Source organism: Sphingomonas hylomeconis, assembly GCF_025370105.1.
Classification (GTDB): Bacteria; Pseudomonadota; Alphaproteobacteria; order Sphingomonadales; family Sphingomonadaceae; genus Sphingomonas; species Sphingomonas hylomeconis.
Window position 1 is genome coordinate 231,913 of sequence record NZ_JANQBK010000005.1, and the last position, 16,451, is coordinate 248,363.

The window sequence follows — 16,451 nt, forward strand, 5'->3', positions numbered from 1 at the left end:
CCGGTCATGATCAAGGATATCCTCGCGCTCGTCGATGACGGGCGCGCCTGCGCCCCGTTCCTGCGTGACCTGCTCAACACCGCGCTGACGCTGGAGTCGCATGTCGACATCGCCGTGCTCACGCCGCTGCCGCTCACCTCGCCCAGATTCGCCCCGGCCGGCGGATTGTATATCCCGGAATTCGCGCTGCGCGCGGAAGCCCGGATGGAAATGGCGCGGGTGCGCGAACTCGTCGAGCGCTGGGGCACGCGCGCGGAAGTATGGGGGCTGCACGACGATGTCGCCTGGCTGACCGACGATCTGCGCCACAGCAACCCGATCGCCGATTTGGTCGTGGTCGGCAGCAAGACGAGCTGGGAGATCCCCTGGCTCCGGCGCCGGGTGCTGGAAAGCACGTTGCTTTATGGCGGTACGCCGCTGCTGCTGCTCCCCGACGGCCACACCCTGCCCCATCTGCGCCACGCCGTCTTGGGGTGGAAACCCTCGCCGGAAGCGGTCCGCGCGATGCACGAGCTGCTGCGCCTGATCCAGCCGGGCGCACGCATCGATCTGGTCACGATCGGCGACAAACCCGAGCCCGACGCGCTGGGCCGCGATCCCGAAACCGCCCTGGTCCGCCACCTCGTGCGGCACGACGTGCTGGTCGAGCATCACTGGCTGGACGACGGCACTGCGCCTGCCGCGCAACTGCAGGCCTTCGCCGAACGGCGCGGCGCGGATCTGCTGGCCGTGGGTGCCTTTGCACATTCGCGCGTGCGCGAGATTCTGCTCGGCGGCGTGACCCGCGACCTCCTCGATGAGTCGCGCCTGCCGGTGCTGCTGGCGCACTGACGCCGCTGGCAGACCGGGCATCCCTGCTGTCCGGTCAGGCAGCGCGCGCGGTACGCCGGTCATCATCACGGGCTTCGGTCATGCCCCAAAGTACGTCGCGCCCTGTGTCGCGAAGCGCCGCAGGCGCAGTGCAAAGGCGATCAGCGCGATGCCCGCCAAGACCGCATAGCCGCCGACGAACCACGCCACCCAAAGCACGGACACCAGCGGTTCCTGCAGCATCAGCCATAACACGGCGATGCCGAGCAGGATCGACAGCAGACCGGACAGGCCCAGCGGCCAGGCCCAGCGGGGGCGGCCGAGCCGTGCCGCCGCCGCGAGCTCGAGCACGCCGGCGAGGATCGCCCAGCACGACAGGCTGCCGAGCACCAGCAACGCATAGCTCATCGTCAGCGCGCCGGGCATCGCCACGAACAGGCCGGCCAGCCCCAAGCCCAGCACGCCGCGCACGATCAGCGTACCCCATCCGGCCTGATGCCGCGCCGCGCCGCGAACCCCCGCTATCACCGACAGGATACCGTCGACTGCGACATAGGCTGCGAACATCAGGGTGAAGGCGAACAGCGCCGGGATCGGAAAGAACAGGCATGCGGCGCCGAGCAGTATCGCGGCCACCCCGCGCAGCAGGACCAATGCCCAGTTCGCGCCGGTCAGCATGGCATGATCGCGTGGCAAGGCCGCGTTCATCGAGCCGTCTCCCATCTCGCCCGCGTCCACCCTGGCAAGAACAACGCGGCATGAAAATGCGTACTTCTACGGGAGTCGCCCGACCGGCGTGCCGCGGCACCGCGATCCCCGCGGGGCCTACGTAAGCATCCCGATATCCCCGCCATATTTTCCGCGCGACGCTGGGGCCAGCAAGGAGGCGCCAATGACACCCGCAGACCCTGGCCCGAAACCGGCTCCTGACGATGTCGTCATGCTGCTGTCGCTCGCCGTGCTGGCCGCGATCGGGCTGATGATGGCGGCGCTGCTGACGAAACTTTATTGATGCCGTCGGGCGGCTCGGCGCCGCCGCTCAGACGAGGACTGGCGCGTCTCGACTTGGCGTGCTGTCGCCCGACGCGTGGCCGGCGGCCCCCGTTTCCAGCCGGTGGCGATCGATCCCGCGCGACGGCAAAGCCGCCGCTTCCGTCCAGCCGCCCGAGGGGCGGCGGCGCAATGTGGTGTCGCACAGCGCGCCCAGGCGCGGCCGATGACTGATCAGCAGCAGCCCCTGCCCGCGCGCCGATAGCCGTACGGCAAGGCGCAGCGCGATCGTTCGCTCGGTGGCGCTGTCCAGGCCTTCCGACGGTTCGTCGAGCAGCAGCCACGGCGCCGTGCCGAGATAGGCGCGCGCCAGCGACAGGCGCCGCCGCTCGCCGCCCGACAGCCGTTCGCCATTCTCGCCGATCCAGCTGTCCAGCCCGTCGGGCAGCCGGCGCACGCGCTCGTCGAGCGCGGCATCGTGCAGCGCGTGCCACAGATCCGCCTCGCTCGCCTGCGGCGATGCCAGCAGCAGGTTGTCGCGCACCGTGCCGGACAGCAAGGCCGCATCCTGCGGCGCCCAGTCAAAGACGGTGCGGCGCTGCCGCGGCGGAATGTCCGCCAGATCCTGTCCGCCGATCCGGATGGCCCCCGGCGTGGCATCGCGCAGGCCCATCAGCGTTTCGATCAACGTGGTCTTGCCCGCGCCGGACTCGCCGGCGATGAGGATGCGCGCGCCCGGGGCCAGCATCACGCCGTCGCTCTCGATCGTCGGCCGATCCAGTGCGATCGCGGCGCGCTCCCGCACCGGTCCGGTCTCGAGCAGCGTGTCCAGCCGGGCCTCCGCTTCGCGCACCATGCCGCGTTGCGCGAGCCGGCGAACCAGCGGCGCGGCGCCGTCGATCGTCATCGCCGCAGCGAGCGCCGCGAGCGCGACGATCGCCGCCCCCTGGCCCTGCGCCAGCGCTGCCGCCGCACCGGCGGCCAGCGCGATCGCCGACGCCTGCGCCAGTTCGAACCAGCCCAGCACCTGCGCCTGCGCGCGCGCCGCATCGGCCAGCCGTTCGCTCTGTTCGCCGATGCGCGTGGCGGCCCAATCCTCCAGCCCGTAGCAGCGTAGTTCGGCAGCGGCACCGAGATGGAGCGCGACCTCGTCCTTCAGCGCGCCGGTTGCGCGTTGCACCGCGCGGCCCGGCGCCTCGAGCCGCGATGCCAGCCGATCGGCGACGACGAGCAGCGCGGCCAGGCAGCCAAGCGTCGCCAGCGCTGGCGCCCAGCCGCCCAGCAGCGTCAGAATCGTGCCGGCCACGGTTGCGGCGACCAGGCCCGCGGGCGCCGACATCATCGCGAAGCGGTTCTCGATCACGCCCACGTCCTGCACGATCCGCGCGGTCGCCTCGCCGGTCGAAAAGGATAGCGCGCGGGCGGCCGGCGCGGCGGCGATCGCCTGGAACAGGGCCGGGCGGATCTGCGCCAGCGCGCCGAACGCCGCCTCGTGGCTGGCCAGCCGCTCGCCATAGCGCGCGCCGGTGCGCAGGATCGCGAGCAGCCGGATCCCGGCGCTCGGCAGCATATAGTTGAAGCCTTGCGCCGCTACCGGCCCCGCCAGGCCGGCAATCGCCGCCGCGGTGATGAACCAGCCCGACAGGCCGAGCAGGATCACCGACGCGGCGGCGACCAACGCGGCATAGCCGGCGGCACGCAGCAACAGGCGGCGCTGGCGGCGGCGTTGCTCGGCGAGCAGGCGGGCGAGCGGTGTCATGCCAGCGGCTCCAGCGTGACGATCTGGTCGGCGATCGCCGCCAGCCGCGCGCTGTGTGTCGCGATCAGCGTCGTGCGTCCGCGGCACGCCGCCCGGATCGTGGCGATCAGCGCGATCTCCGCCGCCATGTCGAGATGCGCGGTCGGCTCGTCGAGCAGCAGGACGGCGCTCGGTTTGAGCAATGCCCGGGCCAGCGCGATCCGGCGGATCTCGCCGCCCGACAGGCCCCCGCCGCGCGCGTCGATCACGCTGTCGATGCCGAGCCCGCGCTGCGCCAGCGCCGGCGCAAGCCCGGCCGCTCGGACTGCGCGGCAAAGGTCGTCGGTCCCCGCCTCCGGCCAGGCCAGCGCGATATTGTCGCGCAGCGTGCCCGGTACGATCAGCGGCGTCTGGCCGACCCAGGAGGCTGCCCCGGCCAGCGTCGTCCCGGCTTCGAGCGCGACGCCGTCGATCAGCACGCGCCCGCCCGATGCCGGCGCCAGGCCGAGCAGCAGATGCAGCAGGCTGCTCTTGCCGCTGCCCGATGGCCCGACCAGGGCGACCACGCTGCCCGGTTCGGCATCGAACGTCACGTCGCGGCAGGCCGGCCGCTCGCCGTCGTCATAGCGGATCGTGACGTGCTCGAAGCGGATATGCGGCGCCGCGGCCAGCGTCAGGGCGGGCGGCCGGCCCACCGGCGCCGCGAACGTGCGTTCCGGCAGGCGCTCGACTGCCGTATAGGCCGCCTGCTTGTCGTGATAGGCCGCCGCCAGCCGGCGCATCGGCAGATAGAATTCCGGCGCCAGCGCGAGCACGAAGAAGGCGCGCGCCAGATCAAGCTTCTCCGGCACCGCCACGGGCAGCAGGCCGAGCAGGTTGAAGCCGGCATAGACCGCGACCAGCGCGACCGACAAAGCGGCAAAGAATTCCAGCGACCCCGACGACAGGAAGGCGACGCGCAGCACGCGCATCGTCCGGCTGGCGACATCCTCGGCGGCGCGCGCCAGCCGGTCGGTCTCGCGTTGCTCCGCGCCGAAGGCGAGCAGGATCGGCAGCGCGCGGATGCGATCCGCGAACAGGCCGGACAGGCGCGACAGCGCGACGAACTGGCGCCGCGACTCATCCGCTGCAGCGCCGCCGGCAAGGATCATCGCCGCGACGAACGGGACCAAAGTCACGATCAGGATGGCGGCGGCGATCGGGCTGGCCAGCGCCGTTGCGGCCAGCACCAGCAGCGGCGCGATCGCCGCGGCGTGGCGCGCGGGCAGGAACCGCGCGACATAGCCGTCGATCGCCTCGACTTCGTCGACCGCGGTGGCGATCAGCGTACCGGTCGTCGCCGCGCCGCCCGGCATGCGCTCGAACAGCACCGCGACGAGCGATCGGCGCAGCGCGATCTTGGTGGTCCGCGCGCCCGTCGCCCCGACCCGCGCGGCGAGCATCGCGACCAGCCCGCGCGCGCTGCCCGCACCGATCAGCAGCGTCAGTCCGGGCACCATCGCGCCCAAGCCCTCCGGCACGGCCACCACCGCGCCCGCCAGCCCCGCGGCAAAGCCGATCCCGGCGACCGCGTCCGCCACCAGCAGCGCCGTCGACGCGCGCACGCGCGCCGTGCGCGGCACGATCCGTTTGAGCCGCTGGGCGGCGAGTTTCGGATCGGGCGCGGCGGCGGCGAGCATCGTCATGCCCATCGCCTAGGAAGCGTAGAACGCCCCGCGAATACGCAATCTCCCGTACGGGCGCGCCCGCCCCCCAGCGCCTCTACGGGAAAACCCCAATACCTGCCGCGGCGCAATTTCGCTTGATGTCGGCCGTCCCGCTGCACTGCGGCAATACTGCTAACCTGCGACACCGATGGAGAAAAATCATGGACCCAGGCGTCATCGACCTGTCACGGCTGCAATTCGCGCTGACCGCGCTCTATCACTTCCTGTTCGTGCCACTGACGCTGGGCCTCAGCTTCATGCTGGTGATCATGGAATCGGTCTATGTGATGACCGGCCGGCCGATCTGGCGGGTGATCACGCGCTTCTGGGGCCGGCTGTTCGCGATCAACTTCGTGCTCGGCGTCGCCACCGGGCTGACGATGGAATTCCAGTTCGGCACCAACTGGTCCTATTTCTCGCATTATGTCGGCGACATCTTCGGCGCGCCGCTGGCGATCGAAGGGCTGATGGCCTTCTTCCTCGAAGCGACGTTCGTCGGGCTGATGTTCTTCGGCTGGAACCGCATGTCGAAGCTCGCGCATCTCGGCGTCACCTTCATGGTCGCGCTCGGCACCAACCTGTCGGCACTGTGGATCCTGATCGCCAACGGCTGGATGCAGAACCCGACCGGGGCGGCGTTCAATCCCGAGACGATGCGGATGGAAGTGACCGATTTCGGCGCGGTGCTGTTCAATCCGATCGCCCAGGCCAAGTTCGTCCATACCGTCAGCGCCGGCTATGTCTGCGCCTCGGTGTTCGTGCTCGGCATCTCCGCGCTCTATCTGCTGCGCGGCAAATATGTCGGCGTCGCCAAGCGCTCGATGACGGTCGCCGCCGCCTTCGGCCTCGCCTCCTCGCTGTCGGTCGTCGTGCTCGGTGACGAGAGCGGCTATGCGCTGACCGACAACCAGAAGATGAAGCTCGCCGCGATCGAGGCCGCCTGGCACACCGCCCCCGCCCCCGCCGGCATCACATTGTTCGGCATGCCCGATACGGCGACGCGCACGACGCGCTATGCGGTCGAGGTGCCCTGGGTGCTCGGGCTGATCGCCACGCGCAGCCTGGACGGCGAAGTGACGGGCATGTCCGAGCTCGTGCTCAAGGCGCAGGAACGGATAACGTCGGGCGTCGTCGCCTATGACGCGGTGGAAAAGCTCAAGGTCGATCCCACGAACGTCGCCGAGCGCGCCCGCTTCGAGACGCACAGGCGCGACCTCGGTTACGCCTTGTTGCTGAAAGCGCATGTCGCCGATCCGCGCCTGGCCAGCCCGCAGCTGATCGCCGCCACCGCCTGGGACGTGGTGCCGAACGTGCCGCTGATGTTCTGGAGCTTCCGCATCATGGCGTTCATCGGCTTCTACATGATCGCCCTGTTCGCCGTCGCCTTCCTGCTGGCGAGCCTGCGCCGGCATGACAGCACGCGCTGGTTCCTGAAACTCGCGCTGGTCTCGATCCCGCTGCCCTGGGTGGCGATCGAGCTCGGCTGGATGCTGGCCGAGATCGGGCGCCAGCCCTGGGCGATCGAGGGCGTGCTGCCGACCTTCCTGGCCACCTCCTCGCTCAGCCGCGCGGCATTGTGGACGACGATCATCGGCTTCACCGCGCTATACGGCACGCTGGCGGTGATCGAGGTCCGGCTGATGATCGCGTCGATCCGCAAGGGGCCGTTCGAGCATGCGGAAGATCCGCAGCCTGCGCCCGGCACGATCCCAGCCCAGCCCATCACCGCCTGATCGAAAGGACGGACCATGTTCGACTATGAAGTATTGCGCCTGATCTGGTGGGCGCTGATGGGCGTGCTGCTGATCGGCTTCGCGCTGACCGACGGCTATGATCTGGGCGTGGCCGCTTTGCTCCCGTTCGTCGCGCGCAGCGATGTTGAACGGCGCATGGTGATCAACTCGGTCGGGCCGGCCTGGGAAGGCCACCAGGTGTGGTTCATCACCGGCGGCGGGGCGATCTTCGCGGCCTGGCCGTTCGTCTATGCGGTAAGCTTCTCGGGCTTCTATCTCGCGATGTTCCTGCTGCTCGCGGCCCTGATCCTGCGCCCGGTCGGTTTCAAATATCGCTCCAAGCGTCCCGACGCCGCGTGGCGCAGCCGCTGGGACTGGGCGCTGTTCGTCGGCGGCTTCGTCCCCGCGCTGGTGTTCGGCGTGGCGGTCGGCAACGTGCTGCTCGGCGCGCCGTTCCGGCTCGATAGCGATCTGCGCTCCTTCTACGACGGCAGCCTGCTCGGCCTGTTCACCCCCTTCGCCCTGCTCTGCGGCCTGCTGTCGGTGGCGATGCTGGTGCTGCACGGCGCGACCTGGCTGACCTTCAAGGTCGAGCATGGCCCGGTGCACGATCGCGCGCGCGGCTATGGCTGCATCGCCGCGATCGCCAGCGTGGTGCTGTTCGCGCTCGGCGGCATCTATGTCGCGTATGGCGATATCGGCTACCACATGGTCACGCTCGCCGATCCGCTCGGCCAGTCCAACCCGCTGCGTACCACGACCGAGCAGGTCGCCGGCGCGTGGCTCGGCAATTACCAGCTCTATCCGTGGATGGTGCTGGCGCCCGTGCTCGGTTTCGCCGGATCGGTGCTCGCCTTTGTCGGCATCACGCGCGGCTGGGAGAAGACCTCGTTCGGCGGATCGGCGCTCGCCGCTGCCGGCATCATCGCCACCGTCGGCCTGTCGATGTTCCCCTACATCCTCCCCTCCAGCATCGACGCACATTCCAGCCTGACGGTGTGGAACGCCTCGTCCACGGCCAAGACGCTGGGCATCATGGTGTTCGTGACGGCCGTCCTCCTGCCGATCGTGCTCGCCTATACCAGCTGGGCATTCAAGGTGATGTGGGGCCGCGTCACCACCGAGGAAGTCGCCACCAATCCCGATTTCTACTGACCCGCGAAAGGATCGAACGATGTGGTATTTCACCTGGGTATTGGGCCTCGGCCTGGCGGTCGGCTTCGGCATTCTCAACGGCATCTGGCACGAATTCCACCTGCCGATCGAGGATGACGAGGATATGGTGGCGCACCTCTGATGCGCCCCGACGCCAATGACAAAGGCCGCTGCGAACCGGGGAGCTTCGCAGCGGCAAAGGCCGGCAAGGGAGGCGCGGCGTCAGCGATCGCGCTGGCGGTCGCGCATCGCGTCCTGGATCGTCACCGCGATCAGCGCCAGCATGAACGCCGTCATGCTGCCAATCACCAGATACAGGAAATAGGATCCGTCCATCGCATTTCTCCAGCTCGAGGAACCGGAAGGCTGCGTCATCCGCGCCGCGCGCGCTTTGACTCGCGTCAAATCGATGCGCGCGCATGACTGCGGTGTGCGCCGATTGCGCCGTGCGCCGTCAGGCGCTGTGCGGCAGCCTCGATGATGGCGAACTCGCCGCGCTGCACCGCCTCGGGTGGCGCCACAGGATGGCGCGTGGCGAGACGATGGCCTGGGCGGGCGCCGAGAATGTGGCCTGTGCCACCCTGCTGTCGGGGGTGCTCAAGCTCAGCGCCTCGACCGCGGATGGCCGCGAACAGATCGTCGGGCTGCATTTCCCGAGCGAATTCATCGGCCGCCCCTATGGCGATACGGTCGAATTCTCGGTCTCCGCGCTGACCGACGCCGAATTGTGCGTTTTCCCGCGCGATCGCTTTCAGGAAGTGCTGGGCGCGCATCGCGGCATGGAGCGGATGCTGCTGCAGCGGACCTTTGCCGCGCTCGACGCGACGCGCAGCCGGCTGCTGGTCCTGTCGCGCAACACCGCGGCGGAGAAGGTCGCCGGCTTCGTGCTCAGCATGGCGGAGCGTGCGCGCGGGATCAGCGATTGTCGCGCCAGCGCGGACGGGCCGGTGACGTTCGATCTCCCGCTGACCCGGGGCGAGATCGCCGACGTGCTCGGGCTGACGATCGAAACCGTCAGCCGGCAACTGACCAAGCTCAAGGGCGCCGGCGTGCTGGCACTGCCCGGGGTGCGGGGCGTGACGATCCGTGACCCCGCGGCGCTGCGCGCGCGCGCCGGTCTGCTGTGATCACTGCGCGCAGCTGATCGCGATACGGTCGACCAGCAGGGCGCGCGCGGCCGGCGTCAGGCGCTGCCCGCCAAGCGTCAGGACGGCCATTTCCTCGATCGCCATCGCCTGGCGGCAGGCTTGGAAGAAGCAGCGCAACATGAATCCGAACGCCTCGCTGCACAGCGATGCGTCCGGGTTGGGCTGCAAGGCGACGATGATATCCTCGGCCTGCAGCAGGCAGGCGGTATGCCGCGTCGCGATATGATCGAGCAGCGTATGGCATAGCGGCTGCGGCAGTTCCGCGGCGAACAGCCGCGCCAGCATCCGCTCGTCGCGAGCGACCTGCCGGCCGAAGCCGATGCGCAGCGCATCGCACAGTGCCTCGGCTTCCTGCGGCGTCGGCCGATCGGGCAGCCGATCGGCCAGGGTCTCGATCCGCGCGCACAGCTGATCGAGCGCGGCATGGTCGCTGACCAGCCGCACCAGATCCAGTTCGTCGATCACGTGCCAGCCGGACCGGCGGCCGACGGGGGCTTGCCCCGCCGGCGCCTGACCAACCGACACCTGCCCTGGCGTCACAGCCGCAGGCCGAGGCCGATGCCGAACACCAGCGGATCGATGCTGGCGTCGACACGATTGACCAGTGCGCCCGTCTTCAGCCGCGCCTTGGTATCCATGTCGATATATTTGACGTCGATATTGGCAAACACCTTCTCGGTGATATCCACGTCCAGTCCGGCCTGCAGCGCATAGCCGAAACTGTCCTTGAGATGGACGTCGGTATTGCCGATCGCGCTGTTCAACGCGCGGTCGGCCTTGCTCGAATAGAAGATCGAGTAATTGACGCCGGCGCCGATATAGGGCCGCACCTTCGCCTGCGGCGCGAAATGATATTGCAGCGTCAGCGTCGGCGGCAGCACCCAGGTGCTGGCGACGCGGTCCAGCGCGGAGAGCGTGCCCCTGCCCTGCAAATTGTGCTTGGTGGTGGCGAGAATCAGCTCGGCGCCGATATGATCGGAGATCATATAGGTAAAATCGAGCTCCGGCGCATAGCTGTCGGTCACGCCGATCCGCGCGCCGGGGAAGCTCGGGCGAACGCCGCTGGTGCTCTCGTTGGGTGCGACCATGATGGCGCGAACGCGCACCAATACGTCACCCTTCTTCTGCGCCAGCGCGGGCGCGGCGCTGCACAATGAAGCGAGGCCGAGCAAGGGGCCGGCGATGGTGCGGATCTGCATGTCTGTTCTCCTCGTTGGTTGACGAACGAGGCGTAACGGCCGGTCGCACCGCTCGATTTGATCCCGCGCAAACTCGGCCGTCCCCCGGTTTGACCTGCGTCAAAGGCAGGCGCGGGGCGGTCTGGCAGCGAGGATGGCATGCAGACGTACATCCCCGAACTCGCCACCCGATCGGTCTCGCGCTACACCAGCTATCCCACCGCCGCCGAATTTCACGACGGGATCGGCGCGGCGGAGCAGCGCGCGGCGATCGCCGCGATCGATCCGGGCACCCCCGTATCGCTCTATCTCCACATCCCGTTCTGCCATGCGATCTGCTGGTATTGTGGCTGCAATACCGGCGCGATCGGCCGCGCCGACCGGCTGACCGCCTATCTCGCCACGCTCGAGCAGGAGATCGATGCCGTGGCGGCGGCGATGCGCGGCCGGGTGATCGCGATCCATCTCGGCGGCGGCAGCCCGAACGCGCTCGCGCCTGAAGATTTCGTGCGATTGGTGGATCGGCTGCGCACGCAGTTCGACTGCGCCGATGATCTGGAGATTGCCGCGGAACTCGATCCGCGCACGCTGGACGCCGATTATGCCGCGGCGCTCGCGCGTGCCGGCGTGACGCGCGTCAGCCTCGGCGTGCAGACCTTTTCGCCGCATATCCAGCATCGCATCAACCGGCTTCAGCCGCTGGCCTTGGTCCAGCGGGTGGTCGGCGAACTGCGTGACGCAGGGATCGCGCGGATCAATCTCGATCTGATGTACGGCCTCCCCGGCCAGCACAGCGACGACTTGGTCGATACCGTCACCGCCGCGCTGGCGCTCGATCCGGATCGCATCGCGCTGTTCGGTTATGCACACATGCCAGCCCTGCTGTCGCGCCAGCGCATGATCGATGGCGCGCTGTTGCCCGATGCCGCGGCCCGCTTCGCGCAGAGCCGCCTCGGCCACGATCTGCTGGTCGCCGCCGGCTATGCCGCGATCGGCTTCGATCATTTCGCCAAGCCCGCAGACAGCCTCGCGATCGCCGCGGCCGAGCGCCGGCTGCGCCGCAACTTCCAGGGCTTTACCGACGAGATTGCCGACACGATCATCGGCCTCGGCGCCTCGGCGATCAGCCAGTATGACGGGCTGCTGGTACAGAACGAGAAGCATGTCGGCCGCTATCGCCTGCGCACCGCCAATGGGGGGCTGGCCGGCGCGCGGGGCGTGGCGCGCTCGGCGGACGATCGCCTGCGTGGTGCGGTGATCGAGCGCCTGCTGTGCGACAATACGGTGGATCTCGGTGCCGTGGCAAAAGCGCACGGCATGCCGGTCGATCGCCTGACCGATGTGTTGCCGCACTTGGCGGAATATGCCGCCCGCGGCCTGGTGGCGATCGACGGAAACCGGATCGAGCTGCAGCCCGCCGGTCTGCCCTATGGGCGGCTGATCGCCGCGCAGTTCGATCGCTATCGCAGCCCCGCCACCACGCGCTTCAGCCTGGCGGTCTGACGGCACGGGCGCGCAGCAGGCGTGGCCGCCATTGCCGGCGGCCACGTTGCGTCGATCAGGCAATCGCCAGCTTGTCGTCGATCCGCACCACGCCGGGCGCGGCCCAGGCCGCCTGCTCGGCGATCCGGCGTTCGCGCCAATTGTGCACCGTCCCGTCGAGCGTCACCGTCCCGCCGTCGGTTGCGACGGTGATCGCGGCCGCATCGAGATCGGCGTTGCGCTTGAACGCGGCGACGATCCGCTCGCGCACGTCGCTGGCCGTCGGCGCCTGACGGAACGTGAGCATGTTGTACACGCCGAGCACGCCGTGGATCTTGCCGGCCGCCTTGCGCGCCGCCTCGCTCTGATAGTGCCAGTGCACCGTGCCGGTCAGCGTCACCCAGCCCTGCTCCACCTTGACGTCGATCTCGTCCGCCGGGATCGTCACGTCCCAGTCGAAGATGTCGCGGATGCGCTTGGCGATCTCGGTGTCGGAGGTCTTGGGATCACCGGGATAGCGCACCTTGATTTCCTCGGCCAGCGCATGAACGCCGGCGACCCGGTGCACGGCCTTTTCCGCGGCGAGCTTCTGCGCATAATTGCTGACCTGACCGGTCAGGGTGACTACCCCGGCGGTCACGGCCACGCCGATATGGGCGTGATCGATGCTCGGCTCCCATTCGAGCTCGGCCTGCACGTCATGCTGCAACTGGCTGTCGGTTTTCATCGAACGTCTCCTCTGGGTTGGACGGGTGCCGCGACCCCGCGGCGGGGCTCGGGACGGTCATGGCGAGGACCATCGGCAAGTTCATCACGATCATCGTGCCGCGGCCGGGCCGCGTGCGGATCAGCAGGCGGCCGTGCGCGGCGCGGACGAAGCGCTGCACGATGCCGAGCCCCGATCCCCGCCCCGCCTGCGGGTGATGTTCGCACAGCGCCGCCGTGAGGGCGGCCGCGGTCATCCCCGCGCCGGTATCGGCCACGATCAGCCACAGCCGGCTGCCGACGCGTCGGACGCGAACCACGACGCGGCCGGCGGGGCCGGCTGCGGACCGCGCATTGGTGGCCAGTTCGAGCAGCGCGGATTCGAGCTCGAGCGGATCGACCTGCACCGGCAGCTGCGGCGGCCCGGGGGCGGTCGAGACGCGCGGCGCGCCATCGGCGATGGTGCCGAGCAGCGGCGCCAGCGCGGTCAGCACGGGGGCGAGATCCACGGTGCGCGCCGGGCCGCGGCGCGGCTCCTCGAGCAGCCGGCTGGTCAGCGCGCCTCCCTTGCTCGCCGCCGTCTCGATCGCGGCGATCAGGCTGGCACGCCGATCGCTGCCCGTCTCGAGCAGATGCGCGGCCGACGCGACGATGCCGAACAGGTTGCGCAGATCGTGGATCGTGTCGCGCTGGCTGTGCGGCCCGGCCGGTGATGACATACGATGCGGCATCGGGCGTTCCTCCGTCGATCCGCGGTGTCGTGCTTCTGTAGGCCAAGACATATCCGGAATGTTACGGGGTCGCGCGCCGCCGCCGCCCCCCGTCGTGCCGCCCCTTCCGTATCCGTATTTGTCCCGATGCAGCCGGCGCCGCCAGCAGGGTAACGGCGGGGGTCCTGGGCCGCCGTCCGGCCAGGCTACTCTCATGCGGGCTTGATCATGACGCTGCTGCTCGAACTGACGGTCGCCTCGGTGATGGTGGGGTTCACCGTCGCCGTGCATCTGCTCGGCATCGCGTTGCTGCTGGCGCTGCTGCGGCGGCATCGCGCCAATGCCGGGTCGCAGCGCAGTGCCTGGCATGACAGCGGGGGAATCGTCGCGGCCGCCGGCGGCCTGTTCGTCCTGCATGCGATCGAGATCTGGGCCTATGCCGCGCTGTATGCGTGGATCGGCGCGGTGCCGGATTTCGAGACCGCGCTGTATTTCTCCACCGCCACCTATACGACGGTCGGCTATGGCGACGTCGTGCTCGCCCGGCCGTGGCGGATCGTCGGCGCGATCGAGGGCGCCAACGGCGTCATCCTGCTCGGCTGGTCGACCGCCTTCTTCGTCGCCGTGGTCAGCCGGATCCGCTTCATCGAAAGCGAGATCGGCACGACGCGCTGACCCCGCGGCCGCCATGCGCTGCCGCTCCCCGGACTTTTACGTAGCGACCGGCGTCGCGCCCACGCCCACAACACGATCTTTTGATGCTCAGGTGATCATGCCCCAGACTGCCGCCGTCGACCCCGCGCGTCGCCCCCGTTTGTTACTGATCGACGACGACCAGGCGGTGCGCCGCTCGCTGCAGCTGTTGCTGCACGGCCGCGGTTTCGAGGTATGCGCGTTCGGGTCCGCCGTCCGCGCGCTCGGCAATGAGTTCGCCCGGCGCAGCGAATTCCTGGTCACCGATTATCTCCTGCCGGACGGCAACGGCATCGCGCTGATCGACACGCTCAGGCGGCAGGGATGGCGCGGTCGCGCCGTGCTGATCACCGCCTTTCCGTCGCCCGGCCTGGCCGAGCGCGCCGCCGCCAGCGGCTTTGCCGCGATGCTCGAAAAGCCGCTGCATCACCATACGCTGATCGCCGCGATCGGCGCGCCGGGGGCGACTCCGTAACACTACCGATGTCGAGCGCTACGCGCACGGCATAGGCAGGGCGGCACGCTCGATGGGAGAGGGTCATGAAGAACATTCTGTTGCTGGCGCACGACGATTCCGGGCAGGAAGCGCGGTTCCAGGCCGCCATGGACATCGGCCGCGCCGTGCGCGGCCACATCACCTGCCTCGATGTCACGATCCTGCCGGCCTTTGTCGGCGGCGACTTCGCCGGCGGCTTCGGGACCGGCGCGCTGCTGTCCGACGCGGTGGACCGCGAGGACGACAATCGCCAGCGGCTGCAGCAACGGCTGCAGCATGAAGACGTGCCGTGGAACTGGATCGATGCGACCGGCGATCTCGCGCCGTGCCTGATCGACGCCGCCGGCCTGGCCGATCTGATCGTGGTCAATCGCCAGCTGGACGATTTCCCGGTGCCCGATATGCGCACCGCCGCCGGCGAGCTGATCGTCAGGGCGCGCCGGCCGATCCTGGCCGTGCCGCCCGCGCTCAAGCGGTTCGATCTGGCGCGCGCCTTGGTCGCCTGGGACGGCTCGGCCTGCGCCGCCGCCGCGCTGCGCGCCGCCGTGCCGTTGCTGCTGCTGGCGCAGAGCGTGTCGATCCTCGAAGTGGAGGATGATTCGGTCCGCGCGCCCGCGGAGGATGCCGCCGCCTATCTGTCGCGCGAGGGCATCACCGCCACGATCATGCGCGTGCCGCTCGGCGACGACGAAACCACCGCCGATGTCGTCGTGCGCCATGCCGTGCAGGGGCATGCCGGCTATATCGTGATGGGCGGCTTCGGGCATCTGCGCTTCGTCGAGGCGCTGCTCGGCGGCACCACGCGCACGCTGCTCAAGAGCAGCCCGCTGCCCCTGTTCCTCGCCCACTGATCGGCGCGAAAAGGATGTCCGCATGGCCATGATGCGCGCCGCCGTCGTCCGCAGCTTCGGCGGGCCGTTGATCATCGAGGAACGCCCGATCCCGACGCCCGGCCCGGGCGAGGTGCTGGTCCGGGTGGTGGCGAGCGGGGTATGCCACACCGATCTGCACGCGATGCAGGGCGATTGGCCGGTAAAGCCCCGCCTGCCCTTCATTCCCGGCCATGAGGCGGTCGGCGTGGTCGCCGCGCTGGGTGCCGGCGTCACCATGCTCAAGGAAGGCGATCCGGTCGGCGTGCCATGGCTGCACGACGCCTGCGGGCATTGCGAACATTGCGGCTCGGGCTGGGAGACGCTGTGCGAGGCGCAGCGCAATACCGGCTATAGCGTCGATGGCGGCTATGCCGATTATGTCGTCGCCCCGGCGGCGTTCGTCGGGCGCCTGCCGGACAATCCCGATTTCGTCGCGATGGCGCCGATCCTGTGCGCCGGCGTCACCACCTATAAGGGCCTCAAGGAAACCGAGGCGCGGCCCGGGCAATGGGTCGTCATCTCGGGCGTCGGCGGCCTCGGCCATGTCGCGGTCCAATATGCCAAGGCGATGGGGCTGCATGTCGCCGCGATCGACGTGTCCGACACGCGCCTCGCGCTCGCCCGCACGCTGGGCGCCGATCTGACGGTCAATGCCGGGGACGAGGATGCGGTCGCCACGGTGCGCCGCGCGACCGGCGGCGGCGCGCACGGCGTGCTCGTCACGGCGCCGTCATTGCCCGCCTTCCGCCAGGCGATCGACATGGCACGGCGCCGCGGCACCGTCAGTCTGGTCGGGTTGCCGCCCGGCACCTTCCCCACCCCGATCTTCGATGTCGTTCTGAAACGCATCACGCTGCGCGGATCGATCGTCGGCACACGCAACGATCTGGCCGAGGCGATCGCCTTCGCCGCCGAAGGCAAGGTGCACACGCGCACCACCACCGAGCCGCTCGAGAACATCAATCTGGTGCTCGATCGGCTGGCCCGCGGCGAGGTCGATGGGCGCGTCGTACTGAAAATGTGAACCATGCGGCG

17 protein-coding genes are annotated in these 16,451 nt (G+C 69.3%); 10 read left to right on the forward strand and 7 right to left on the reverse strand.

The genetic code is table 11. The annotated features are described in order from the left end of the window. Positions 1-6: 6 nt before the first annotated feature. Positions 7-831: a universal stress protein gene (locus NV401_RS09985; RefSeq protein WP_261294266.1), complete on the forward strand. Its 825-nt coding sequence runs from the start codon at positions 7-9 to the stop codon at positions 829-831. Between the two features lie 78 nt (positions 832-909). On the opposite strand, the gene NV401_RS09990 is transcribed toward NV401_RS09985, so the two are convergent. The 3 genes from NV401_RS09990 to cydD form a co-directional block, all read right to left on the reverse strand. Beyond that, positions 910-1,518, reverse strand: a complete 609-nt coding sequence (locus NV401_RS09990; protein ID WP_261294267.1) for an HdeD family acid-resistance protein — start codon at positions 1,516-1,518, stop codon at positions 910-912. A 331-nt stretch (positions 1,519-1,849) separates the two neighbouring features. Beyond that, the gene (locus tag NV401_RS09995) at positions 1,850-3,559 is read right to left on the reverse strand and encodes an amino acid ABC transporter ATP-binding/permease protein (protein WP_261294268.1); all 1,710 of its coding nucleotides are present in this window, start codon (positions 3,557-3,559) and stop codon (positions 1,850-1,852) included. After that, a complete protein-coding gene (cydD, locus tag NV401_RS10000; RefSeq protein WP_261294269.1) occupies positions 3,556-5,223 on the reverse strand; it encodes a thiol reductant ABC exporter subunit CydD in 1,668 nt (555 codons plus the stop codon). The genes NV401_RS09995 and cydD overlap by 4 nt, the downstream gene beginning before the upstream one ends. A gap of 182 nt (positions 5,224-5,405) precedes the next feature. On the opposite strand from cydD, the gene NV401_RS10005 reads away from it, so the two are divergent. The 4 genes from NV401_RS10005 to NV401_RS10020 all read left to right on the forward strand — a co-directional run bounded on the left by NV401_RS10005 (position 5,406) and on the right by NV401_RS10020 (position 9,259). Continuing rightward, entirely contained in the window at positions 5,406-6,977 is a 1,572-nt protein-coding gene (locus tag NV401_RS10005) for a cytochrome ubiquinol oxidase subunit I (protein WP_261294270.1), read from the forward strand. Positions 6,978-6,992: 15 nt separating this feature from the next. Beyond that, positions 6,993-8,132 (forward strand): cytochrome d ubiquinol oxidase subunit II, encoded by a 1,140-nt coding sequence (gene cydB / locus NV401_RS10010; RefSeq protein ID WP_261294271.1) that lies wholly within the window; start codon positions 6,993-6,995, stop codon positions 8,130-8,132. A 19-nt stretch (positions 8,133-8,151) separates the two neighbouring features. Continuing rightward, positions 8,152-8,274: a cytochrome bd-I oxidase subunit CydX gene (cydX, locus tag NV401_RS10015; RefSeq protein ID WP_261294272.1), complete on the forward strand. Its 123-nt coding sequence runs from the start codon at positions 8,152-8,154 to the stop codon at positions 8,272-8,274. Between the two features lie 277 nt (positions 8,275-8,551). After that, positions 8,552-9,259, forward strand: a complete 708-nt coding sequence (locus NV401_RS10020) for a Crp/Fnr family transcriptional regulator (protein WP_261294273.1) — start codon at positions 8,552-8,554, stop codon at positions 9,257-9,259. Here NV401_RS10020 and NV401_RS10025 read toward each other — a convergent pair whose 3' ends face one another. Both NV401_RS10025 and NV401_RS10030 read right to left on the reverse strand, forming a co-directional pair. Then, positions 9,260-9,745: a hypothetical protein gene (locus tag NV401_RS10025; RefSeq protein WP_261294274.1), complete on the reverse strand. Its 486-nt coding sequence runs from the start codon at positions 9,743-9,745 to the stop codon at positions 9,260-9,262. 71 nt (positions 9,746-9,816) lie between these two features. Further along, positions 9,817-10,479 (reverse strand): OmpW/AlkL family protein, encoded by a 663-nt coding sequence (locus tag NV401_RS10030; protein WP_261294275.1) that lies wholly within the window; start codon positions 10,477-10,479, stop codon positions 9,817-9,819. Positions 10,480-10,617: 138 nt separating this feature from the next. On the opposite strand from NV401_RS10030, the gene hemN reads away from it, so the two are divergent. Next, entirely contained in the window at positions 10,618-11,961 is a 1,344-nt protein-coding gene (hemN, locus tag NV401_RS10035; protein ID WP_261294276.1) for an oxygen-independent coproporphyrinogen III oxidase, read from the forward strand. A 55-nt stretch (positions 11,962-12,016) separates the two neighbouring features. On the opposite strand, the gene NV401_RS10040 is transcribed toward hemN, so the two are convergent. Next, on the reverse strand, positions 12,017-12,667 hold the full coding sequence (locus NV401_RS10040; protein WP_261294277.1) for a BON domain-containing protein: 651 nt from the start codon (positions 12,665-12,667) through the stop codon (positions 12,017-12,019). Continuing rightward, positions 12,639-13,376: a sensor histidine kinase gene (locus NV401_RS10045; RefSeq protein WP_261294278.1), complete on the reverse strand. Its 738-nt coding sequence runs from the start codon at positions 13,374-13,376 to the stop codon at positions 12,639-12,641. Before NV401_RS10045 ends, NV401_RS10040 begins: the two co-directional genes overlap by 29 nt. A gap of 207 nt (positions 13,377-13,583) precedes the next feature. Between NV401_RS10045 and NV401_RS10050 the strand changes: the two genes are divergently transcribed. From NV401_RS10050 to NV401_RS10065, 4 genes are all read left to right on the forward strand, one after another. After that, entirely contained in the window at positions 13,584-14,030 is a 447-nt protein-coding gene (locus NV401_RS10050; RefSeq protein ID WP_261294279.1) for a potassium channel family protein, read from the forward strand. A 97-nt stretch (positions 14,031-14,127) separates the two neighbouring features. Then, positions 14,128-14,523 carry a response regulator gene (locus NV401_RS10055; RefSeq protein ID WP_261294280.1) on the forward strand — a complete coding sequence of 132 codons (396 nt, stop codon included), beginning with the start codon at positions 14,128-14,130 and terminating at the stop codon, positions 14,521-14,523. A 65-nt stretch (positions 14,524-14,588) separates the two neighbouring features. Then, a complete protein-coding gene (locus NV401_RS10060; RefSeq protein WP_261294281.1) occupies positions 14,589-15,395 on the forward strand; it encodes a universal stress protein in 807 nt (268 codons plus the stop codon). A gap of 22 nt (positions 15,396-15,417) precedes the next feature. Beyond that, the gene (locus NV401_RS10065; RefSeq protein WP_261294282.1) at positions 15,418-16,440 is read left to right on the forward strand and encodes a zinc-dependent alcohol dehydrogenase; all 1,023 of its coding nucleotides are present in this window, start codon (positions 15,418-15,420) and stop codon (positions 16,438-16,440) included. Positions 16,441-16,451: the final 11 nt, after the last annotated feature.